Source organism: Flavobacterium sp. FlaQc-52, assembly GCF_044007495.1.
Taxonomy (GTDB): Bacteria; Bacteroidota; Bacteroidia; order Flavobacteriales; family Flavobacteriaceae; genus Flavobacterium; species Flavobacterium cupriresistens.
On sequence record NZ_JBIPCV010000001.1, the window covers coordinates 703,773 to 728,683 of the forward strand.

The following is a 24,911-nucleotide window of genomic DNA, read 5'->3' on the forward strand; positions in this document are numbered from 1 at the left end:
GGGGTTTCAGTCTTAGTTATTTTGTGTCACCCTGAGCGGAGTCGAAGGCTGGTTTGTTGAGAAGGGCTTCGACTTCGCTCAGCCTGACATTTTGGGTTAAGGTCTCCGTTTTAAGTCTCCGTTTTAAGTCTCGGTTAGTAAAACTGAAGAGTTCGTAAGACGTTTCGACTTCGCTCAGCCTGACAATTGGGGGTTTCCGTCTTAGTTATTTTGTGTCACCCTGAGCGGAGTCGAAGGCTGGTTTGTTGAGAAGGGCTTCGACTTCGCTCAGCCTGACATTTTGGGTTAAGGTCTCCGTTTTCAGTCTCGGTCTCAGTCTCAGTTAGTAAAACTGAAGATTTCGTAAGACACTTCTACTTCGGTCAGCCTGACAATTGGAGGTTTCCGTCTTAGTTATTTTTGTGTCACCCTGAGCGGAGTCGAAGGCTGGTTTGTTGAGAAGGGCTTCGACTTCGCTCAGCCTGACATTTTGGGTTAAGGTCTCCGTTTTCAGCATCAGTTTACCTTTCACATTTAACTTGAAACCTGAAACTTGAAACAAAACTTGAAACCTGAAACAAAAAAACTTTCCATTCTACTAGAAAAAAGGGTTGTCTCAAAATATGAAACAACCCTTTTATTATTAACTAACCAATATAACTACTCAACTAATAACTTTTTCTTTTCGATAAAGTTTCCGTCTGTTGCTACTACAATGTAAACCCCTTTTCTTAGCGTATTAACAGAATAAGAAGTAGTATTTCGTACTATATCAATCAAGTTACCGGTGCTGTTGTAAATCGTTATTTTAACTTTAGTAACATCAATATTTGTAAAATTAAAATTCACTACATCAGAGGCCGGGTTTGGATACAATGTAAATGATCTGGTTGTATCCATTTGCTGTGGTCCTGAGCTGGCGGTTTGCAGGTCAATCGTGTGAGAAGGACTCCAATCACTAAATGCTGTGCCGTTTATAGAACGAACTCTAAATTCATAAACCGTTTGAGTGCCTTGTTTTGGAATCCACAAATAATAAGTAGCAGAACTTCCTACTGAAGTCCAGCCTGTTGCGCTATTTAATTGTACTTCGTAAGATGCCGCCTCCGGTTTTGTATCCCAAGAAGCATAGAAACCTGATGAGTAAACACCTGAATTGGTAAGATTTGTTGGTACTGGTAAAGTCCCAGGGTTAGGAACCACAATTGTTCCTGATGTAACCGTATAATCTTCTACCTCACCATCTCCGATATTTCCACAAGCAGTGGTTGGATTTGAATTGTATTTCATTACAACACGCATACGAGTAGTACCTGTAAAGGCAACCGGAGTAAAACTTCCTGTTACTGTGGTTTTTGCAGAAAGATTGTTTATCACTTTTTCAGAAGCTTCAAACTGATTGTTTTTGTTGTAATCGATCCAAACACCCCAATATTCTGTATAAGAAGTACTGGAGAATCCAGGAGTCAAACTAACATTCATGCTTGCATTTGTCGTTAGCGTAATCACTTTTGAAGTATGATCTGCATAACCTGCCGCATCTTTTCCTGTAGTATTCGTAAAAGTTCCAACTGCTACTGTATTGATGTATTCATACCCGTTTGCTGCCTGTGCAGCACAGAATGCAGTATTTGGAATCGTAGCCGATACCACATTTGAATAAGGAGAATAAACCGCTGCAGCTTTTGCTCTAACTCTGTATTTATAGGTACTACCAGCTGTTAAACCTGTATTGGTATAAGTAATTACTGTACTGGCCAAAGTTGCAATTTCAGCATAAACATCATCTGAACCTGCTCTTTCTACTACAACATTGGTAGCATTTGTAGCATTGTTTGTCCAGCTAAGTTGTGCTTCTAAATTTGTTGCATTGACTGTTGCTGTTAAATTTGACGGAGCCAAAACGGTAACTCCCGTCTGTGTTCCTGCTTGTATAGATTCACCAGGTTTTGTGTTGTAGGCATGATCCAGAACAGTATATCCTACTCCACCGGCTTCTACTTTTATATGAAGCCATCCATAGCAAGTACGTCCTCTGCTTTTATATTCAAAACCAACATATCCTGTTTTATTATCCCAATTCGTATAAGTTGCAGTTCTCAAATCTAATTGATCCGGATAAGCACTTCCCGGAGTAACAAAATTACTGGAAGCTCCAATAGTAGTTCCTTCTGCTATGAAAGAAATATTTCTTGTACCTGTTTCTCCAACTAATCTTTTTCCATAAGTTTCAATTTTTAAAGCTGCTGCTGCAAATTGCCATGCACCATACTCCGTATTGTCCCCTATGCCTAAATTAAAATAATCCCATGTCGCTGCAGCTGATGCTACATAATCCGGATTGTTTACATAAAATACGCCATAAGGTGCATCAAATTTCAGGTTTATTGTTTTTGCAGCATTGTCTAGGGTCACAATTCCGCCGGTAATTGCAGCATCTTTAAAAGTAACTACCACAGCCGCATCATTAGCAGGAAGGTGCGCAGTAGCTTTTCCTGTAAAAGTAAGTGCCGTTTTAGAATTACTCTGAAGTGTCAGTACTGCTGTTAATCCAGCTGGTACTCCTGTAATAGTATAATGTGTTCCAGCCGTAAATGTTCCGCTGCTTTTTGTAAATGTTCCGTTATTGGTTGATAACGAAATCACAGTACTTGTACTTATAGCACCATCATTTACTTCCGATTCATATAAAGTACCTTCTGATAAAACTACAGCTGTTTTAGCTGTCATACCCGTATAAATTGGCGTATTCGGTTGTGTGTTGTAAGCATATTCAGAAATGGTATAACCGTCTCCGTTAGCTGTAACGGTAACTTTAAACCATCCGTAACACGTTAGACCATCCATTAAATAGTCAAAACCTACATAACCAGATTTTCCATCCCAAGCAGTATAAGCGGCAGTTCTCAAATCAAGTTGATTCGGATAGGCTCCCGGAGCCGTCATATTACTTGTTGGACCAACAGCAGTATTTGCTCCTAGTAAAGAGATGTTTCTGGAACCCGTTTCGCAGACTAATTTCTTATCGTATGTTTCAATTTTTAAAGCATTAGCAGCAAATCTCCAGCCTCCAAATGCAGGATCATCTCCTTTGGCTATTTCGAAATACTTCCAGCCTAATGAGGCCGAAACCGTAACATCCGGCATGTCTACAAAAAAGACTCCGTACGGATCTGAAAATCTAAAATTAAAGAACAAAGAAGTACAAGACAAATTAGTAGTTCCACCAACAAAAGCAGCCGGTAAAAAAGTAATACCACCTGAAGTGTTATTTGCCAATGCGTGATTTGTTGCTTTTCCTGTTAAGGTAACCGTTACCTGATTGTTTGAATTTACAGTAAGCACCGGAGTTATTCCGGCTGGGAAAGTATGTGTGAAATGTGTTCCCGCCGTCATTGTCCCTGAACTAATCGCGAATGTTTTTGCACCGCTCAAAGTTACTGCAGACGAAGTTGTAAAAGAACCATCATTTACAATTGCTTCTTTAAAGGAAGTCGCAGAAGCCACTAATGCACTTCCTGTTACATTTACACCTGTATCAATCAGATTTTGAGGTTGCCATAAAGATTTACGTGAAGCATGTTCTAAAGCAGCAAGCATTCTGCTGATCTGTCCCTGCGTATACATTTTATAACAGCCTTGAGCTCCGTTGTATCCCATGTAATTTTCGAAGTTTACTTTGCCTCCACCGCAATTTGTACCCGGAGTACAGGCTAAAGTATGATTTCCGTCTTCTGCCGGTGTATCATCTACTTCGTCTGTTCCTGAACAACCACCGTCAAAAGTGTGAATCAGATTCAGGAAATGACCAAATTCGTGCGTTAAGGTTGCTGAGAATTCTTTGTTGGTGGAGTTATCATACAAATAAGCCCCATTAAAAACAACACGGGCTGTATTATTGGCCGTCATACCCGAATCCGGGTACCAGGCAACTCCTGAGTTATTTAGAGCACCATCATTATACAAATCATTTTGAATGTAAATGTTCATATATTTAGTGTTGTCCCAGGCATCAGCAGCGATTTGGTCGTCATAACCACCACCGTTTCCATAACCGTTTTTTGCTGCGTGAAAAACAACTCCTGTTGTACAACCACCGTTAGGGTCTTTTTTTGCTAACTTGAATTCGATATTCAAAGTTCCTCTTCGGGCTTGGAAGAACGATTCTACCGTTTGATAATCGGCATTTCTTCCATTAAAATCATCATTTAGTTGTGCCAAATGATTTACAATTTTTTCATAAGTAACGGTTTTTCCACTTTGAACGTCTCCATAAATATGGAATACCACTGGTATGGTATAAGTAGTAACCGCTGCTTTTGAAGTTTTAGATTTTTGCTGTAAAGCAAACTTTTTGGTAAAAGCATCAAAATCTTTTTTCTCTTGAAGTGCACTTGGATTATTCCGGTACATTTTAGCATTTTCTTCGGTCGTCCGACAAGGTAAACCTTGAGCTCCAACTTTCAACAAACTGAAAATCAGAAAGAACAATAGTAATTTAAATTTCATTCTTATTTGGGTTTTAATTAGTAATGACCAAATTTAGTCCTAGACGTAATTTTATTTTGATACTATTTTAGTAAGAATTAATACATAATTAACAACTTATTAACTTTAAAAAAACGTACTATGAAAAAATAATCTAAAATTTCTATCAATACATCTGTTATTTTTACCAAAAAACAACATAATCATCACAAATACCCTTAATAAACCAGCCTTCGACTCCGCTCAGGGTGACACAAAAATAACTAAGACGGAAACCCCCAATTGTCAGGCTGACCGAAGTCGAAACGTCTTACTGACTCTTCAGTTTTACTAACTGAGACTGAAAACTGAGACTTTAACCCAAAATGTCAGGCTGAGCGAAGCCGAAGCCCCTCCATAAAAAAAACCGTCTCCACAATGGGAGACGGCTTCAAAAAACAAATAAAACTAACTCAAAAATTAAAATTTGTCCCAGAAAATTTTGGTGGTCATTAAATCTCCACCTATAGCAGCTGATGCCGCTTCGTAATTTGCTTTGTTAAGCGTTTTGTCTGAAGTGGAATAAATATTTCTTACCGGAACCTTGCCATCCGCTTCAGCTACAGCCGATACGGGAGCAGTTAGTATTGGGAAATCTAAACGTCTGTATTCTGTCCAGGCTTCAAAACCACGGTTGTAGTAAGCAATCCAAAGTTGGTAGGCGATTTTTTGTTTGTCTGTACCGGTTGCTGTTGCAAATGCAACGTCAGGTCTGGCCAGATACGTTTGCATATCGGTACTGGCAACTCCCCAAAATTTCATACTTGCTTCTATGCCTTTAGTGTAATATTCTTCGGTAGTTCCTCCAACATTAAAACCTCTGTTAGCAGCATCGGCTAATAAAAAACAAGTTTCTGTGTAATCAAACAATACACCCGGATTGGTTTTTAACTTTAATCTTTTACCCGTATTTGTAAAATTGGAGTAATTAACTTGCTGTGCATAAGGTGCACCTTTGTATTCTCCGGCTATTTTTGAATCCGGGTTAAAAAAGAAATCACGTCTTGGATCTGATTTCGCATTTAATTCATCTGCAAAAAAAGCGGAGATAATGATTTGACTTTCATTCACCAAACTATCATAAAGCGGATTCATATCTGTATTCGTAGAATAATACTGAAACAAGGCTGTTTGAGTTTCATTACTCATTACTCCTGAACTGTAAGCACTTTCTACCATAGCTTTTGCTTTTACCGGTTCTACATCAGCAAGATGCAATCCCATTTTAAGTTTTACGCTATTGGCTAAAGTCTTCCATTGACCAACGTTACCTTTAAATACCAAATCAGCAGCGCCGAAACTTCCATTAGCAGCATCCATATTTGCTATAGCAACATCTAAACGAGCTGCCAAATCCAGGTATACGGTTTTAGCATCGTCATATTTAGGATAAGGAAATGCTTTTACATTAAGCGCTTCTGAATAGGCAACATTTCCAAACAAATCAACAAGTGTTTGGTAAGCCATTACGATTTGTACGTCCAGTATGGCAATGTTATTTTTTTTAACTGCTTCTTCAATTGGTCCTAAAGCCTGCGCTTCTCTAATTTGAATTTGAGCATTCGCCAAATCCTGCAATACATCTCTGTACAGCAATATCGCGTGTGAACTTCCTAAATTTCTTTTTGCCTGATTGTAGTTGGCTTCATCTGTATAAGTTGACGTAGACCAGTGTTGTGCATAGGCTCTGAAATTATTAGAATTCACAGAAGCATTAGTTAAGAAATAGGCATAATTTACCTGAGCATTCGTCATCAAAGCAGCAGGTACCACTTTGGTATAGGCTTTTTGATCAACGTTTAAATCGTCTAAGTTGTCACATGAAACTATTGAAAGTAAAACAGCTCCTGCAAAAAATATTGTTTTTATAATTCTCATATCGTTATCTTTTTTTAGAATTGAACTTTCAATGTAAAACTGTACTCTTTTGTAGTTGGCAATACACCCGTCTGGAATCCTTGCAAGTTACCTGAAGACATCCCTGCTTCCGGATCTGCATAAGGCAAGTTTTTACTGATAATCCAAAGATTACTTCCATTCAAAGCAAAAACCATATTGTTAATGAAGGTGCTTTTTAGTAATTTTTTTGGAAATTTATAGCTTATTCCAACCTCACGAAGTTTCACATAAGAAGCATCGTATACGTATTCCTGCTGTGGCATTGAGTTGTAAAAATAGTATCCGTCAGTACCTGTTATACTTGCTACTACATTGTTTGGAGTTCCATCTGCTTTTACTCCTTCTAATAAAATTCCACCACCATTAGCAACCGGTTCACGCTGTGGAACTCCTAAATGGTTATTGCTTACTGTGCTTTCGTAAATACCTGTTGTATGTCCGTATTGTTGATCCAGAGAATATACGTCTCCTCCTTTTTTAACATCAATTAAGAAGTTGAAAGCGATATTTTTATAAGTCAAAACGTTATTAAAACCTCCAATCCAATCCGGATTCACATTACCAATAACTACTCCTGCTGATTGTAAATATCTTCCGTTTGAACGAATGATTTTCTGTCCGTCCAAATACGTATATCCGGAACCTACCAACTGTCCAACTGGCTTGCCTACTTCAGCTACATAACTTACTCCCTGGAATCCTCCTAACGAAATCCTGTCTGGTCCTCCCAAAGAAATTACTTCATTTTTATTGGTAGACCAGTTTACTGTAGTTTGCCATGTGAAGTTGTCTGTTTTTATTGGAGTCGCATTCAAAGACACTTCAAATCCTTTGTTTTGAACATCGCCTGCATTTATCCACGCTCTGGTATAACCTGTTTGAGTTGGTGTTTCAATAGAAAGAATCTGGTTAGTCGTATTCGTTTTATAGTAGGAGAAGTCAAGTCCTACTCTGTTTTTGAAAAATTTAAGCTCAATACCAGCTTCAACTCCTTTTGTTAATTCACTTTTTAAATCCGAATTACTTTTGTTATTGTCTGTAGAAAAACGGGATGCCCCTCCAAAATTGTTGTTTTTAGGATACACGGCAGTTGTTACTCCAAAAGGAGCATCATTACCGGTTTCAGCATAATTCAAACGCAATTTCCCAAAAGACAACCAGTCTGTTTTGAGGTGATTACTAAAAATGTACGTTGCTGTTACCGATGGATAAGTATAAACACTATTGTCTTTTGGCAAAGTCGAAGATTGATCCACTCTATACGTTCCTTCTAAAAAGTAAGTATCATAGAAATTAAAGTTAGCGGTTGAATAAACACTGTTTGTTCCTTTCGTTTCCATCATTTCATCCGGACTATTAATCGCATCAACTGAATTGTCCAAGGCATAAATCCCGGGAACTACCAATCCTCCGTTTGTTACTGCAAAAATGGAAGTATTGATCGAACGTCTTGAGTTAGCACCCAACATACCCGTGAAATTAATTCCGTCAACGATTCTGGCTTTAAAGTTCATTATTAAATCTAAATTGATTTCTCTGAACGTTTTGTCATATCTGGAATATTCTCCTAATCCGTTTGGCGTTCTTTTCGAACCAACAGCCACACGTTCTTCCTGCAATTGGTGGTAATAATCTACTGCACCTCTTCCCATAATATCGAACCAATTGGTGATATCAGTTTTGATCACTACATTTCCAAAGAAACGGTCTCTCACTAATGAATTGTAGTTTTGATATCTTTGAAAATAAGGGTTATCATGAAATTGTACATTTAAATTCTCCGGTGAACCAACATTCCACGTTGTATTTCTTCCAGTTAAATTGTAGGCAGCTTCAAGATCTTTAAAATCAACACTGGTCGAATACCATTGTCTCACACTACTCAAATAGTTGTTTCCACCATCTCCATAACCAGTTTCATTCATTCCTTTAGCATATGATTTCAAGTAATTTGCTGTGGCTGAAACTTTAGTTCTGTCGCTAATTTTATAACTTCCGGAAAAGTTGAAATTGTCTTTTCTGTTTTCACTATTTGGTAAAATCCCTTGATTCTGATTGTAGTTGCTGTAACCAAATCTAAAATCTCCACCTTCATTCGCTCCCGAAACAGCAATACTATTAATAAAGGTCACGCTATTTTGATAAAAGCTATTTGGGTTGTTTTTTACTGCTGTCCAAGGTGTCGCTTTTCCGTAAGTTGGTAACTCAGGGTAAAACGAATTCCAGTTGTACACCAATAATGACGGATCAAATCTTGGCCCCCATGACGCATCATCAGTTGCGGTATAAGGATGAGTTCCACTTCCTAAATCGGTTGTGCCGTAAAAATCACCATAACCACTTCCGTATTGGTTTTGATATTTTGGTAATGTCTTTTTGTCCACAACTCCAATATTTACACCTGAACTAAAGTTTATTCCTAAACCTCCTTTAGATTTACTTCCTTTTTTAAGCGTTACAATAATAACCCCATTTGATGCTCTTGATCCGTACAATGCTGTTGCAGCAGCACCTTTTAAAACGTTCATGTTTTCAATATCATCGGGATTAATATCCGAAGCGGCATTTCCATAATCATACCCACCTTTGTTACCGCCCGATATTTGATCGTTTGTATTGGTATTGTCATTATTCAATATAATTCCATCCACAACCCACAATGCCTGATTACTCTGTGTCAAAGAAGTCGTACCACGAATCACAACATTGGTAGATCCTCCAATATTATTGTTTCTTCTGATTTCTACTCCGGCAATTTTTCCCGAAATATTATTAGAAACGTTACCCGTATTTACTTTCGTAAGTTCTTCACCGCTTACTTCCTGAGTAGCATAACCTAAAGATTTTTTCTCTCTTTTGATCCCTAATGCCGTCACTACAATTTCCTGTAATTGCATCGATCCCGAAGACATTTTTACGTTTAAATTTTTATCAGTTGCTATAACTTCTTGCGACTGCATCCCAATATAACTGAATATAATAACAGCATTCCCCTCTGCTTTTATTGAGTATCTACCGTCAAAATCAGTTTGAGTTCCTGTTTTTGTTCCTTTCACTAATACGCCGACACCCGGTAATGGCATTCCTGTATTATCTGAGACAATTCCCGACACAACCCGCTCCTGCGCGAACGTAAGTTGAGCTACAAGCACAAAGAAGAGCATTGTAACTTTCATAAAATTAATTTTAAATTTCATATTATGGTTTTATAATTAGTATTGGCAAATGTTTTGCTTTTTAGCTAATTTTTATGATAATATATTATCGCAAAAGCGGCGTATATTACCCGATAAGTGTAAATTTTACAATTTTAGAAGTATTATCTTACCATTGTGAAATAGGGTGATTGTTAGTGTTTATTGGAATGAGAGAATGTGAGAATGTGGGAATGTGATAATGTGGGAATGTGATAATGAAATACTAAATCTGAAAAACTGGATTTGAAAAACTGAATCCGAAATACTGAATCCGAAATTTAAAAGTACGAAAGACAATCTCCTATCAAACATTTCTTTCTATAATAATCAAATCTCTAGAATAAGAGAAAAAACTAAAACATAAAACCATGTTGCATCCGATAAATGGAATAGGTCTGACAAAATGATTCGGTACAACATTTCACATCTCACCTATTCCATTTACATCTATTACATTTCTCAGTTTTACATTTTTACATTTTACATCCTCCATTTCAAATTATCTCATTTTCACATTATCCAATTATCACATTTTCTAATTTTCACATCCCCAAATTTCACTCCTAAAAAATATTTCTCTATTTTTGTTACTATGAAAATAGAAATCTGGTCGGACATCATGTGTCCGTTTTGTTATATAGGAAAAAGACAATTGGAAACTGCTTTGGCTGAATTTCCAGATGAAGAATTTGAAATTGAATGGAAGAGTTTTCAACTTGATCCAACCATTCCGCTACAATCAGGACAAGACGTTTTTACATTCCTGGCGGAGCATAAAGGGATTTCGGTTGAGCAATCTATAGCCATGCACAAAGACGTCACTGAACGTGCCAAAAGCGTTGGTTTAGACTATCATTTTGAGAAGGCTATCGTTTCAAATTCATTACCTGCTCATCGCATTATTCATTTGGCTAAAACTAAAAATCTGGCTGGCGAAATGGAGGAAATCTTTTTTAAAGCATATTTCACAGAAGGAAGAGATCTAAACGACGATCCTACCTTATTGGAATTAGCTGAAAGTGCAGGTCTGCCGTCAGACGAAGTTTTAGAGGTACTGAAAAACGACAAATTGTTTCTAAACGATGTGCATACTGATATTATCGAAGCAAAACAAGTTGGCGTACAAGGTGTTCCCTTCTTTGCTTTTGATCGAAAATATGCCGTGTCGGGAGCACAACCGGTTGAAGCCTTTGTACAAACGATAAAAGAACTACAGAAATAAGAGATTTTAGATTTTAGATTGCAGATTTTAGATTCTTGACTTTAGATTTTTGATTCCTGATTTTTGATTTTTGATTATTTGTTTAATATCTAATTTTTTGACCAGAATAATAAAAATAAAAAGATGTAAACTTATCTAGCGCTAGATTGGTACTCAATATCATTTCGCAGAAATAACACGCCCAGCAAAAAATCTAAAATCAACACTCTAAAATCTAAAATCTCAAATAACTCCCATTTTCTGCATTAGAAAAGTGGCGCTTTTGTTTTTACAAATTCCATTGCGGAGTTTGTAATCAAAATGTAGTTCTTCGTTTTTAATTTCGACTTCGAAACATTGGTTGGTTAAAATTTCAGGATAATCGTTTGTTGTGAGGCACACTTCTATATCGTGTGTTGCAATCGCGCCAATCGCTTTTTTAGCAATTATCTTTTTTACCACTTCAATTGTACCGTTGCGTTTGTCATCGGAATTGGTTCCTCTTAGGATTTCATCCAGTAAAACAAAAGCCGGTTTTTCTTCCAGAGCATCCATAATTTGCTTCAAGCGTTTTATTTCGGCAAAGAAATAAGATTCACTATCGGACAAAGAATCCGATAATCGCATGGAAACTAAAACAGGTAACGGATGTATATTGGCCTCTGAGGCACAAACCACAGAACCGATTCCGCCTAAAACCATATTGACGCCCAGACTTCTTAAAAAAGTACTTTTTCCGGACATGTTTGACCCCGTTAAAATCACAAACGACTCGGGATAAAAATGAGTGTCATTCCCTACTCTGCTCGCCGGATTCAACAATGGGTGTGCCAAATCTTTAAATCCAATTTTATACTCGGAATTTATTTCAGGGAAAACAAAATCAGGGTTGTTGTAGGCTAAATTAGCCAGGCTGTTCAAAGCTTCAAATTCTCCAATTATTGAAACCCACTTTCCAAGTTCTTTCGCGTAATTCTCTTTCCATTTTAAAAGCGATTTTAAAACATGCACATTAAACAAAAATGTCCCGTTAAATACAATTGCCGTGACAAAATTATTAATACTGTCCATTCTTGAGAATAGCTCAGACAACTCTTTTACATGTGTACTGGCTGTTGCATTTCTAAATACAAGCTGTTGTTGCAGATCGATTAATTTTTTGGATTGAAAAGTCTCCGTTTCGATCTTAATCAGTAATAAACTATACTGTTTGATGATTTTATCAACGTTGTCCGCTTTTGCAATTTCAGATTGAATTCTTTTAAAACATTGTCCTAAAACTATGGTGTTTGCGATAAAAATATACGTCAGATAACTCAGCAATATCATTTTCGAAGTAATGATATAGGCGATTAAAAAACCAAAAAACAAAGTTGGCAGTATTATAGAAAGTGCTATAATAACTTTAGGCAGCTTGTTGATTTTAGAAGAACTCCAATGCATTATAGAATCATAAGCATTTTTAGAATCTGCACTTATTGTCGCTAAAGCCAGGAAGTCTTGTCTCCAATCCAACTTGCTTTTTAATTCATTTATTGCTTCCTGATTCTCTAAGATGGTTGTATTGGGAAGTACCTCCAATAACTGATTCGCAAGCGTTTTTTTTCCAACAAAAGTGGCTGTTCTGTTTAAACTTTGAAACAAAGAATGTTCTCCAAAGATATCCAGATCGTATGCATAAGGGTGGTGAAAGTCATTAAATTCAATTCCGTTTTCAAAAGGCAATTTTTCTCTTTTCAAAAAGGCAATTTCGTTTTCGTTAATCTTCAGTATCGCGGTTGCAAGCTGCTTTTCGAAAGATAACTTTGAGTGGATTCTCATCAAAAAAATAAAACCAACAAAAGACAGAAAAGCAAAAGCAACGTAGCTAATCTCGTTTGTCTTGATATAGTAAAACAATAAAAATAGACAAAGAAAAACGCTTAAAAGACGTGAAATACTAATGCTGTTGTATCTTTTATTGATTTTTTTTAAAAGTTCCGTATACTGAACGACTTTATTTTGATATGAATTCATTTTGTTTATTTGATGGAACACAAATATAGGTTTTCCATAACAAAATAAACGTTCTCAATTTATAGTAATTTAATCTTCGTGCATAACCAAAACGGGCACAGGCACTTGTTTGGATATTTTTTTAGTGAAACTGGAGTCAAAAAGACTTTCAAAAAAAGAACGTTTGTGCGTGATCATAGAAAGAATATCGACTTCTTTGTAAAGTACAAAATCAAGAATTGTTTCTTTTACTTCATCACTTGGCAAAACTAAAAACTCTACATTTTCATTTGCAAACTCTTTCTCCCATTCTTTAACTGTTGCTTCAGCGACATCTGAACTTGAAGTTCTCACGTATAAACTTTTGACTTTAGCATCTGTTTTCTTCGCGATTTCGAGTACTTTTTTCAACTCTTTTTTGTCTTTCTCACGATAACGGGTTGTAAAGCCGATTACTTTAATCTTTTTGAACTTAGCATCAACCGGCACACATAAAACCGGCACTTCAACTCCTGAAATTACGGAACTGGTATTGGAACCGAGGAAAAATTTCGTCCAGTCGGAAGCTCCTGATGTTCCCATAATTACAAAATCAACTTTATCTTCTTCGACGGCATTTTTGAGGTTATACAGTAAATCACCATCCATTAAACGGTGTTTTATCACGATGTTCCCTAATTTTCGTTCTTCAGCTATAGCCCTTAGCTTTGGAATTTCATTTTTAAACATTTCAAATTTGGCTAATTCTACCGAACTATAAATTGCGGCATAATTTTCAGGAAAAAATTGACTGTCGTAAACCGGAATCTCAAAGGTATGCAACAAAATAAGCTCGGCATTTACAATCTTAGCAAACTCTAAGGCATGAACAAAAGCATTTGTTGCAGCCTCAGAAAAATCTGTGGGGAATAATATCTTTTTCATTTTGTTTGAGATTTAGAAGTTGTTTTCTCAAATTTAATCATTCTAAAAAGAAATTAACCTGACAATTATCAGTAATTTAACATTCTGCAAAAACTAATAAATAACCTGTTGGGTACTATTAATTTTAACACATCAAAGCATAACCAATAAAAGTAAGCTGTAAATACACACCAGACAACGAACTCCGGGTTCGTGATTTTTGAGGCTTTTTTTATACCTTTGCAGCATGATAAATCAAGATTCTATAGTTGCATTGGCTACTCCTTCAGGAGCCGGAGCAATTGCCATAATTCGAATTTCAGGTTCCGATGCTATAACGATCGGAGACAGCGTCTTTAAATCCATCAAAAACAAGGATTTAACCAAACAAAAAACACATACCTTACATTTGGGTCATATCGTTGACGGGTCGAAAACGCTTGACGAAGTTTTGGTTTCTGTTTTTAAAGGACCGAACTCGTATACCGGCGAAAACACTATAGAAATCTCCTGTCACGGGTCTACTTATATTCAGCAGCAAATTATTCAGTTGTTGTTAAGAAAAGGCTGCCGTATGGCCGATGCGGGTGAATTTACCCTTAGAGCCTTCTTAAACGGAAAACTGGATTTATCACAAGCAGAAGCTGTTGCCGATTTGATATCATCCGATAATGAAGCTTCCCACCAAATTGCCATGCAGCAAATGCGTGGTGGTTTTAGCAATGAAATAGCCAAATTGCGTGAAGAGCTTTTAAACTTCGCCTCCCTAATTGAATTGGAATTGGATTTCGCAGAAGAAGATGTTGAATTTGCGGACAGAAGTCAGTTTCATGAATTATTGAACCGAATTGAGTTTGTTTTAAAACGTTTAATTGATTCATTCGCCGTTGGAAATGTCATCAAAAATGGAATTCCGGTAGCGATCGTTGGAGAACCCAACGTTGGAAAATCGACTTTACTAAATGCCTTACTAAACGAAGAACGTGCCATTGTTTCTGACATTGCCGGAACTACACGTGATACCATCGAAGACGAATTGGTAATTGGCGGAATCGGATTTAGATTCATAGACACAGCGGGAATCCGCGAAACAAAAGATGTTGTGGAAAGCATCGGAATCAAAAAAACTTTTGAAAAAATTGAGCAAGCACAGGTTGTGATTTATTTGTTTGATGGTTTAAAGTTTCAGGTTTCAAGTTCGGAGTTTGTTTCTGAAATCGAGCAAATCAAAAACAAATATCCTTTAAAACCATTGCTGATTGTCGTTAATAAAAAAGATATTTTATCTGCTGATGAAATTTCAAACATCACCGATAAACTCGAAAACTTAAACGCCAAACTTTTACTAATCTCCGCAAAAGAAAAAATTGGTGTGGATGATTTAAAGGATGAATTGCTTTCTTTTGTAAATACCGGAGCCCTTCGAAATAATGAAACAATCGTTACCAATACAAGACATTACGATTCCTTACTAAAAGCATTAGATGAAATACAAAAAGTAAAATTTGGTCTCGAAACGAATCTTTCCAGCGACCTTATGGCTCTTGACATTCGTGAAGCTTTGTACCAATTTGGGCTTATTACGGGTCAGGTTTCTAATGATGAATTGTTGGGGAATATTTTTGCTAATTTTTGTATTGGGAAGTAGGTTTATATGCCTTTGCAGACTACTTATGATTTACAAGTAGCAAAAAGAGAAATATGTTAGATAAATAGTGTAAAAATCAGTTCCCGATCTTTTCTTCAGGAACTGATTTTCACGTTAAAACTCGAATCAGGAACGAGTTGCGGAAATGCAAAATAACGTAAAAACACAAAGATTGTATTTTAAATAACCAAACTTTAAATTTATTAAATCCTGGGTATGTGGGATTTTTTTATACTTACAGCTTTTTAATCAACTCTTTTCCGGACTTTTTATAAAATACTCCTTTTACATCTCCCTGTTAGTTCTACCTACGCTCCATCTAAAAAAAGCGTTTAATTAGAAAATATGGTTCTGTCGCATCTGCCATATAAAACAGAAAGAAATCACCGATTTAAAAATTATGCTGCCAATTTACAAAATGATTTAAACATACTTGTGCCTGGCCTAAGCATCTGATTCTTTCTCAACATATGTATAACTTCAATTCCACCTAAGGTTCTTTTGGCAGATTCAAAACTTTTGAAACCCAAACTATTTTGTATTCTCCACTTAATAAAGCGATGATCTTGTTCAACTATATTGTTGAGATATTTACATTGCCGAATCTTGATATTCGAAAAAAAGCGTTTATTGTAAACTCTTATAGCACTAGTGTTCGAGCCGCTTTTCTCTATATTTATTACCATTGGTCTGCAGTTATTATTTATTTCCCTAGTTAGAAATCACTGGGCACTCATTCTTTGCCTTCTTTTATTAAGAAGAAAATCTACTGTGTTATCCAATTTATCGACTGCCCTATATAAATAGCACCAAATACCTCTAATTTTTATATAAGTTTCGTTCATTCTCCAGCTAGCTCCCTTTACTTTTTTATATTTTAATCTTCTTTATAAAGCCGCATTCATACAATAACCTTAAGTAATTTATTTTATTGGAATAAATCAATTTTATTCACAACAAAAAAACATCCATTCACGACAGAAAAACCTTCACTAATGACATCTTTTTCATTTTTTTTATTTTCAATCATTAATTTCATTTCGGAAAATAAAATCTAGAGCTAGAAAGCATTTTCGAGATTATCCCAAAGAAAATACGAATACCATAGAAATCAAATTTTTTATTTTTTAACATAAAATTTATATAAAATGGGACAGTACAAAAGTCGTCAGGAATTTTTAAAAAACAATCCGAGATCAATTGCATTCGCCGCATTGGTTAAAGCAACAAAAATGCAAGACACGATTACCAATCAAGCGATTAAACTTAGTCCAAATCAACTAGAAGGAAAGGAGGTTATAATCATCGGGTCTGGTGTTGGCGGACTTACCACCGCGTATGAACTACTCGCTCAAGAATCAGGTGCAAAAGTAACCATTCTGGAAGCATCTCATAAAACGGGAGGACGCTGCATGAGCTTACGCACAGGGGATACACTCATCGAAGATGCAAACAGTGATTTGTTCGATTCGAAACCAGGAGAACCGCAAGTTGTTCGATTTAAGCGCCCGGTGGGAGACTCAGAACCTTACCTTAATGCAGGCCCTGGTCGTATTCCAAGCAGTCACAAACGACTCCTTTCTTACTTAAAACGTTTTTCGGTAGACGTTGAAATATATGTGATGAACTCTGAATCTAATTTGGTTCAAAAGAACGAAAGTTTTGGAGGTAAACCTATGGTTTACCGTCGTTTGGATCATAATACAAGAGGTTGGTTGGCGCACATGGTATACAAAAATGCGGAAGAATTACTTCGTAATTCAAAAGTAGGAATTAGTGAAAGTAATCTTAAAACACGCGTTGAAGAATTACAAAGTTTGATGATCAGTTTCGGAGAGCTTGATGTAGATGGAACCTATAGCGCAACGGCTGGATCACCTGGGTTCGAGGATGGAAAAACACGCGCTGGATATGAAGTTTTACCTGGTGTTGCGGCTGGAATTGTAGCCGATGTTTTGAGTTTTGATAAATTGCTCGAATCAAAATTTTGGGAAGGCACAAAATTCTATCAACCTATAGATTTTCTTTGGCAACCTACTTTATTTCAACCCGTTGGAGGAATGGATCAGGTGCAACACGCTTTTGCTCAACAAGTGGCAGCTTTGGGAGGAAATATTCTTTTGAATAGTCCTGTAAAAAAAATAAAATGGGACTCAACTAAAGAAAAGTACATCATTTCGGTTGGACAAGTTGGAACTGAAGAACCAATCTATTACGAAGCTGATTATTGTGTTTGCAACCTTGCGATGCCTTTTTTGAAAAACATTCTAGATTCTGATCTCCTAAAATCGGGACTTGAACCTGAATTTAAAGATGCATTAGAAGCCGTTTTTGTGGCACAATTTGAACCAACACAAGCTCCAGGTTATAAACCGCGAAAAGACGGATACGTTCCGCGTTTTTTAGCCTGTACCTCCAAAGTGGGCTGGCAAGCAAATCGATATTTATGGCAAGGAAGCCCAATAAATCTCAAGACAATGGGAGTTGAAAAATCTGAAGTAGGAGTTGTACCTATTTTTGGAGGAATCTCTTGGACAGACAATGAAATTCAACAAATTTGGTATCCATCTACGGCATATCAAGACGAAAAAGGCGTGCTCACAGGCGCTTATAATTTTGATAAAATAGCACACGATTGGGGAAAATTACCCGTTGATGAGCGACTTACCAAAGCACGAAATGATGCCAGTAAATTCGGTAAGAAATTTGCCGAAGGCTTGGGAGAAGGCGTTGCTATAGCTTGGCAAAATATGCCAAATATTAAGGGGGGCTGGGCATATTGGCAATCTGTTGGAGATGCGAACTATTCAACGAAACAATTTAACGCTATTGCACAAGGATCTGGAATTATAGATCCGAAAACAAAAAATGCGAGCAATGCTAACTTTTTTATTGTTGGTGATCAAATTTCCTCCCTTCCTGGTTGGCAAGAAGGCGCTATTGCAGCCGCATTAAATGCAATTTCGAGAATGGCAAAACCAGAGGTTAAAATACAGCCATTGAAAAATTTACCAGACACTCGTTTGATGGTGGAGGGTATCTAAATCAATTATATAGAAATGAATGGAACGACGTGGAAGGTATTCTGCGTCGCTTTTTTTTATACTGCAAATCTTAATTTAAAATATACTGCTTGCAGAATTATGGATTTTGAACAACAATGACCTTTAAGTATACATTTTTTAATGGATTTAAAATTCTAAAGATAAAAGTTATTATCAGATGCGACAGACTCCTTACTCTTTCTTCCATTTCAATAGAATTTAATTACTTTTCTAATTTTACTCATGTCTGTTATTTTGTTTGCCATAATCCGTATATTTTTAACGAATGTATGGTTCTAACAACATGAAAAAATGAATAGTTTTTAATCGTTAATTAACCACAAAACTTGGTGGTCAATTTGCTCCGGAACGGGGCACTTAGAAACAACGAAACAATCGTTACCAATACAAGACATTACGATTCCTTATTAAAAGCATTAGATGAAATACAAAAAGTAAAATTTGGTCTCGAAACGAATCTTTCAAGCGACCTTATGGCACTTGACATTCGCGAAGCTTTGTACCAATTTGGGCTTATTACGGGTCAGGTTTCTAATGATGAATTGTTGGGGAATATTTTTGCTAATTTTTGTATTGGGAAATAATCAACATAATTTTAACATTTTTAACTAATTTTATGTTAAAATTTAAGCTAAAAATTCTACTTTTTTATCTAAAAACCCTCTTTTTGTACCGAAATTGTACCTCAGCGTAGAAAAATTGATTTTTTTGTCTTTTTGGGGCAAATAACGGCACTTAAACCCTCTTAAATCTACTTAAAGTCATCAAAAACGATTAAATTTCTTGGGAAATTAACAGTTTTTATGACTTTTTCTTTGTTTTATTTTGTTCAAAAACGTACCAATTTTTCATCTGAACTCTGTAAACTCCCATAAACACTGGTTTGCTAATTTATTTTACCGAAATTAGCAAGTTTTAAAACTTTTTTAAACAAACCCGAAAACACAATTATTACCATCGAAAGCCTTATATTTACTGGAGAAATTAAACATTTAGTCCATATAATCTAAAAGTCTGCTTGTAACAATTTCTTCCCCTGATCAAAACGTGTTGTTTAAGCATTCTTAACTACTTTTCTATCCTATAATTCCAACTAATAAAATTGGAAAATGAGCTCGAATATTTCAGTATATAGAATATGTGGATTTTGTAGTTCTGAGTTCCTTGCAAAGAAAACCACAACAAAATATTGCTCTTTAAGATGTGCAAGCAAAGATTATAAGCGAAGGTTGAAAAATCAGAAAATTGAAAGCTCGAATCTTCAAACAATCAAAATAAAAAACCAGCCTCTTATTGAGCTTAAAGACAAAGAATTTCTAACTGTAAAACAACTTGCATTACTTTTAGGTTTTTCAGTTAAAACTGTCTATCGTCTGATCAATACCAAAAGAATAAATGCCTATAACTTTTCAGAAAGAAAAACCTTAATTAGGCGGTGTGATATTAATGCTTTATTTGAAAAGCCACAAATTGGATTTGAAGTAGTATTACGACCAATAGAACAAAACAAACTAAAATTACGGACTGCTATACTATCACAGAAATACAAGAGAAATTTAATATTTCAAGTGGTGCTTTATTCAACCTTATAAAACGCAACAACATAAGTAAATTTTCTCAGGGAAAGTTTACTTATGTTGGCAAAAAGGAAATTGAATTTTTTTTGAAGTAAACTTAAATACTACATTTATCCTTCATGTAAACTCTTCCTTCTTTAATTGAGTTTCGTAAAATGAATTTTCATTTTAGAAATCTAATCATACAATAACATTATTTGAATTTAGAAATTTAAATAATGAATTTACATCGAAGCTTTTCTTTCCAAATCAATAATAACATTTAATAATTTATTTAATGGATTTACCTCCTTGTTTAACGCGAATGAATAAAACAATTCGATATCTAATTCTTTACACTTTTCTATTATAGATTGATTAGGCAATTCACGACAAACAAGGATAGACTTCGATATTATTCCTCCATAAGTTTGCTTTACAATTTTCATTTTGTTTACATCCTCTTGCTTAACCAGTCCCGATTTACATTCAATAAAAATTAATTTTTTTCCGGTATTTATTAAAATATCTATCTCATTCTTAGTCGCTTTTTTATCAGATTTGAAATTAAGCTCAAAACCTAAAAATAATTCTTTATAGTTCTTTGCACTTGTAATTTGTTTTGCGACCATTAATTCCCACCAAAAAGCTCTAAAGAATAAGTCTTGCACAATCTTTGAATTCAATTTTAAAATATTTTTATTGCGGTACTCAATATTTACTGATGTTTGGTCCCAAAAAACTTTAAGGCTCTTATTAATTACTTCGCTTCCTGCTGATGGAAGTAAATCACCTTTATTAAAATATTTTTTTCTAAAAGTTCCAATAATCAATTTATATTTAAAACCACTATCTGCAAAATTTTTAATCTTGACAGCTGTTTTAATATCTTCTTCTGTAAAATTTTTTATTGTTTTATAATTGTATGTATTATGTCCACTGATGTCAAAAAATTCTTTTGCAGTTAATTCAGTACTAATAGGATTTCTTTTGTAAGATGGTAAAACTAAAAACGAATCATCTTGATTTATATAGAATCCACTTAATCCTTTCTCATGGATAATTGCCTGACAAGCCAATACCATTATTTTAGTACCTCCAGTTAGATTAAATATAATTGTATCTTGCGGATTTATCTTTTGTATTATTTTTTCACAAACTGATTTTATCTCATAAAAATCAAAGGCATTACATCTATAGTCATTTTGTAAAATACCGCTAATCATCGGTTTCAAATTACTAAGACTTTCTATTGATTCCTTTGATACAATAAAGTGAATTTTATCAGGACTAAATTCTTTAATGCCAACATATATTGGTAATAGTTGACCTCCAACTAAAGCGATTTGATGATTCATAGAATAAAAATTTCAGGTTGATTAGCTAAAGGATCATATACGATATTTAAAATTTCAGAACCAGGCATTGGCTTTCTTAACTCTTTCAAATATTCTTTAAAATCTACATATACAATTTTACATCCATAATCTTTACCAAATATACTAGCGGCAGCGACCATAGATTTTTTCCCTCCTGTAATATCAAGAGTCATATTTGAATTTGGATTTAAAATCAAACTTTCTTTCAATGCTTTGTATATAGTATCAAAATTTTCATCTTCAATATAAATCATCTCATAATTTGATTCCAAAAATTTTTCTAAATAATCATTTCCATCACTTTTATTATTGGTCGTGAAAATAATATGCTTTTCTGGATCTACTGCCTTTGCAGTTAAAATAATCGGTTCTGGTGAAAATCCTAAAATTGAAAATAATACACCACCTGCCGGGATACTATTTTGATAGTTACTTTTAAAATTATCAATAACAGCTTCAAAAAGATTTTCATAATAAAGCTCTTGTGCTTTATTAAAATTACCTGAATTTGCTAGTTCAAGCCATTCATTTAAATACGGTATTTGCTTTTTCATTATACTATTTCTAATGTTAGATTAAAAAATTTAAGTAAATATTTTTCTCTATTAAATTGAAAATATTGTTTTTTAACTATTGTAAAGGTATTGCCCTCAAAAACACAATCATAGGTATGATTTCCAACGGTTAAATGGGTATTCTTACCTGATATTGCATAAAAAATTGGCAGTTTAACAAAATCATCTTTCTCAACATTTATACTCACATTTGCTCTTACAATTAGCTCAGATGGGATCTGTGTCGGTAAAATATTTTTATATTTTTCATAATTGATATAGGTTTTGATTAAATCAATTCTTTGTGGAGCAATTTTATATTTGTAATTACTGTGTTTTATTAAATATTTATGAAAATCAAAAAAATCTTCTCTTTGCTTTTCATTCAATTTACACCCCACCTCAAATCCATTAATTAAACCATGATTTCCATCAATATTAGCAGTAAAAATTAATCCATCTGTTTCTGAAATTATGCCCTTAGAATGATTGTCATAATTCCCGAATATTTCACATCCTTTTTTAGCGAAAACTTCTGAAGCTGATAAATGATCGTTTCTATAATTCATTCCTCTACAAAATAAAAACACTTTAACTCCTCTTGTCACAGCATTTTCTAACGCAATTACTATATTTTGAATGTGTTGTAACCCAACGATACTATAAGTCGATAAATATAGATATTCATTTGCATTATCAATGATATTAATGATTTCATCAAGAAGATTGCATGTTTTATCTAAATATGTAAATCTTAAATTAGAGTCGGTTGCTTGTGGCAAATTATCGAATGCATAATTTACTTGAGTATAGTTCACCATCATTTTACCCTTTTTTGAAGAATCAATAAATCCAGAGTAATTGGTCCCTTTTATATAAATTATATCGAATAGCTTATCTAATTCTTTACTACTGTTTTTATCTAAGTAAATTCCAGATTCTGTGTTTTCATTTAAAGAAGGTGTTGTTAAATTAGCACTCATGATAAACCCACAATCTCTATCTGTTATAATGAACTTCGCATGAGCAGATTCAGAAGCTCTCACATGGACACCGTTGTCCCGTAATTTTTTTATATTATTTAAATGAATTGTTGAAGTCTTGTCATTCAATTCTTCTTCTGTTAAAAACTCACTTAATGAAGTTAGATTAAGTTTTGATTTGTCTAATTGCGTTAAAATAAATATTGCAACATTTGTACTTGTTGCTTTTTCTAGTATTATATCAAATATTTCATTATCCGTTATAATAAAACTGCATATCTTAAGAACAACAGTACTGTTCTTAATAATTTTAATTAATTCTTCTTTAAGTCTTACATTATTATTTTGGGTTATAAAGACGGATTCATTCTTAGTATAATTTTTATACGTTTCAGCATTTTCGTTATTTATAAACGCTCCTGTTTCTAAATTATCAGTATGTTTTATATTTATTATCATATCTAAATAGCTAACATATGTTGTTTAATATCTAATTTCTCTAATACCTCATATTCACCAGCAGCTATAATGTAATTTCTTAGGTTTTCTTTATATTCAGGGTAAATACTAGTGAAAGAAGCTATATCCATTTCAGAAACTTTAATACTATTTAAAATTTTCCATAATGCAACAACTTTTTTTACAAATTCGTCTGTTGTTTTAAAGTAAATATATAAAATGAGTACATTATTATCCGGATTTCCTGGTTTGTAATCTCTCATTCTAATAATATTAGAAATTAGTCTTCTTCTATCAGGAGCATTTAACAACATATCTTTATTGATGTCTATGCTAATCTCTGATTCATTATTGATAATATTTTCTGAACAAGTATTTTTTATGTCAAAAATTTTTTCAATTACTTTATGTAAATCTTCGCTACTGAACGAAAAGCATTTATTATCAGAGCCTTTATGTCTATCAATTTCTTGCCAATTGGATGTTAGTATTGGTTTGGAATTTCCTTGATTTCCTTCTTTTTGCTTGGGTATAACGATTTTAAATTGAAGATCTTTAATGTTATCTTTAATGTTGTTTTCAAAAGATATAACATTTCTTCTTGCGGCATCATAATACGAATTATTATCTGCTAATGAATAAATTGGGAATCCATCTAGCAATTCCTTTTTAAGTATGTTATCTTTTTTAGTTACATTAACAATAAAATGTAGTGTCAATTTTGAAAATGATAGATCTTCAATTTCAATTAAGCCAAAAGGGATATTCATTTCATCTCTATTTTGTGTGTCAATACTTTTTATCTCTTCAATAATCATAGATTTTAAAAGTGGTGTATGAACAATATCAGGACCAAATGGCTTTTTGAGTTCTACTTTTCCATTAAAATTAGTATAATAATATGAATCATTTTCATTTACATATTTAGAACTATAAAATGTATAAAATATTTTTGGAAGTGGTTTTAAAGAAATACCATCAACGTAAAAATCATATGACTTTTTATGCTGTCTAATTAACGTTTTATTTATAAAAACATCAACACCTATTTCGCTTAAATAATACTTATCAGTATCTTCAATTAAATGACCATCAAAAATTAATTTGTTTATTCTGAATTCAATTAATGCCTTTGATGCTCCAAGTAATGCTGCTAATTGTTTTTGTGAATAATTTGGCTTTGCTACTAAAAAATCTACAATTACTTTGTCTAAACTATCTAAAGGATCTTTTGTACTATCTAATATAATAGAATGAATACAATAAATTGGATATTGGATACAAAACATACCCAATATTTGCTCCTCTTTAGTAGCCAAGTCCTCATATAACTTTTCAAAATCTATACTAAATAATCCCATACTATAACTTTAAAGAAATTTGTTGTTTTTCAAAATCAATTTCAAAGATTTCTACTTCAATAAAATCATTTATAATCAAACTTTTATTTTTTGGTATTTGTTTATTATGGAGCAATCCCTCAAATTCATTTTCGAATTGAACGAAAAAACCAAAATCTACTTTGGTAATAACTTTACCTTTTGCTTTCATTCCAATTACTAAATC

The 24,911-nt window shown here is 34.2% G+C and carries 14 protein-coding genes and 2 pseudogenes; 5 read left to right on the forward strand and 11 right to left on the reverse strand.

All coding sequences use genetic code 11. The annotated features are described in order from the left end of the window. Nucleotides 1-639 precede the first annotated feature (639 nt). The 3 genes from ACHRV5_RS03005 to ACHRV5_RS03015 form a co-directional block, all read right to left on the reverse strand. On the reverse strand, nt 640-4,488 hold the full coding sequence (locus ACHRV5_RS03005) for a M43 family zinc metalloprotease (protein WP_395425701.1): 3,849 nt from the start codon (nt 4,486-4,488) through the stop codon (nt 640-642). A 438-nt stretch (nt 4,489-4,926) separates the two neighbouring features. Then, nucleotides 4,927-6,384, reverse strand: coding sequence for a SusD/RagB family nutrient-binding outer membrane lipoprotein (locus ACHRV5_RS03010; RefSeq protein WP_395425702.1), 1,458 nt, complete (start codon nt 6,382-6,384; stop codon nt 4,927-4,929). 14 nt (nt 6,385-6,398) lie between these two features. Next, a complete protein-coding gene (locus ACHRV5_RS03015) occupies nt 6,399-9,581 on the reverse strand; it encodes a SusC/RagA family TonB-linked outer membrane protein (RefSeq protein WP_395425703.1) in 3,183 nt (1,060 codons plus the stop codon). A 613-nt stretch (nt 9,582-10,194) separates the two neighbouring features. On the opposite strand from ACHRV5_RS03015, the gene ACHRV5_RS03020 reads away from it, so the two are divergent. Then, on the forward strand, nt 10,195-10,824 hold the full coding sequence (locus tag ACHRV5_RS03020; RefSeq protein WP_047778047.1) for a DsbA family protein: 630 nt from the start codon (nt 10,195-10,197) through the stop codon (nt 10,822-10,824). A 222-nt stretch (nt 10,825-11,046) separates the two neighbouring features. Here ACHRV5_RS03020 and ACHRV5_RS03025 read toward each other — a convergent pair whose 3' ends face one another. Together ACHRV5_RS03025 and ACHRV5_RS03030 are read right to left on the reverse strand one after the other, a co-directional pair. After that, nucleotides 11,047-12,819, reverse strand: a complete 1,773-nt coding sequence (locus ACHRV5_RS03025; protein ID WP_395425704.1) for a DNA mismatch repair protein — start codon at nt 12,817-12,819, stop codon at nt 11,047-11,049. A 69-nt stretch (nt 12,820-12,888) separates the two neighbouring features. Beyond that, nucleotides 12,889-13,722, reverse strand: coding sequence for a universal stress protein (locus ACHRV5_RS03030; RefSeq protein WP_395425705.1), 834 nt, complete (start codon nt 13,720-13,722; stop codon nt 12,889-12,891). A 226-nt stretch (nt 13,723-13,948) separates the two neighbouring features. Between ACHRV5_RS03030 and mnmE the strand changes: the two genes are divergently transcribed. Beyond that, nucleotides 13,949-15,349 carry a tRNA uridine-5-carboxymethylaminomethyl(34) synthesis GTPase MnmE gene (mnmE, locus tag ACHRV5_RS03035; RefSeq protein ID WP_395425706.1) on the forward strand — a complete coding sequence of 467 codons (1,401 nt, stop codon included), beginning with the start codon at nt 13,949-13,951 and terminating at the stop codon, nt 15,347-15,349. Between the two features lie 398 nt (nt 15,350-15,747). On the opposite strand, the pseudogene ACHRV5_RS03040 reads toward mnmE, so the two are convergent. Beyond that, a pseudogene (locus tag ACHRV5_RS03040) lies at nt 15,748-16,194 on the reverse strand (IS6 family transposase). Between the two features lie 303 nt (nt 16,195-16,497). Here ACHRV5_RS03040 and ACHRV5_RS03045 point away from each other — a divergent pair. The 3 genes and pseudogenes from ACHRV5_RS03045 to ACHRV5_RS03055 all read left to right on the forward strand — a co-directional run bounded on the left by ACHRV5_RS03045 (nt 16,498) and on the right by ACHRV5_RS03055 (nt 20,006). Beyond that, nucleotides 16,498-18,393: an FAD-dependent oxidoreductase gene (locus ACHRV5_RS03045; RefSeq protein ID WP_047778054.1), complete on the forward strand. Its 1,896-nt coding sequence runs from the start codon at nt 16,498-16,500 to the stop codon at nt 18,391-18,393. 368 nt (nt 18,394-18,761) lie between these two features. After that, nucleotides 18,762-18,998 (forward strand): annotated as a pseudogene (locus ACHRV5_RS03050) (tRNA uridine-5-carboxymethylaminomethyl(34) synthesis GTPase MnmE); the annotation flags it as partial. A gap of 525 nt (nt 18,999-19,523) precedes the next feature. Continuing rightward, nucleotides 19,524-20,006: a helix-turn-helix domain-containing protein gene (locus tag ACHRV5_RS03055; protein ID WP_395425707.1), complete on the forward strand. Its 483-nt coding sequence runs from the start codon at nt 19,524-19,526 to the stop codon at nt 20,004-20,006. Nucleotides 20,007-20,215: 209 nt separating this feature from the next. On the opposite strand, the gene ACHRV5_RS03060 is transcribed toward ACHRV5_RS03055, so the two are convergent. The 5 genes from ACHRV5_RS03060 to ACHRV5_RS03080 are packed head-to-tail and all read right to left on the reverse strand — an operon-like array spanning nt 20,216 to nt 24,896. Further along, the gene (locus ACHRV5_RS03060; protein ID WP_395425708.1) at nt 20,216-21,328 is read right to left on the reverse strand and encodes a Card1-like endonuclease domain-containing protein; all 1,113 of its coding nucleotides are present in this window, start codon (nt 21,326-21,328) and stop codon (nt 20,216-20,218) included. After that, a complete protein-coding gene (locus ACHRV5_RS03065) occupies nt 21,325-21,903 on the reverse strand; it encodes a hypothetical protein (RefSeq protein WP_395425709.1) in 579 nt (192 codons plus the stop codon). The genes ACHRV5_RS03060 and ACHRV5_RS03065 overlap by 4 nt, the downstream gene beginning before the upstream one ends. Further along, nucleotides 21,903-23,345, reverse strand: a complete 1,443-nt coding sequence (locus ACHRV5_RS03070) for a phospholipase D-like domain-containing protein (protein WP_395425710.1) — start codon at nt 23,343-23,345, stop codon at nt 21,903-21,905. The genes ACHRV5_RS03065 and ACHRV5_RS03070 overlap by 1 nt, the downstream gene beginning before the upstream one ends. A 2-nt stretch (nt 23,346-23,347) precedes the next feature. Further along, a complete protein-coding gene (locus ACHRV5_RS03075; protein WP_395425711.1) occupies nt 23,348-24,706 on the reverse strand; it encodes a hypothetical protein in 1,359 nt (452 codons plus the stop codon). Between the two features lies 1 nt (nt 24,707). Then, entirely contained in the window at nt 24,708-24,896 is a 189-nt protein-coding gene (locus ACHRV5_RS03080) for a S1 RNA-binding domain-containing protein (RefSeq protein WP_395425712.1), read from the reverse strand. Nucleotides 24,897-24,911 lie beyond the last annotated feature (15 nt).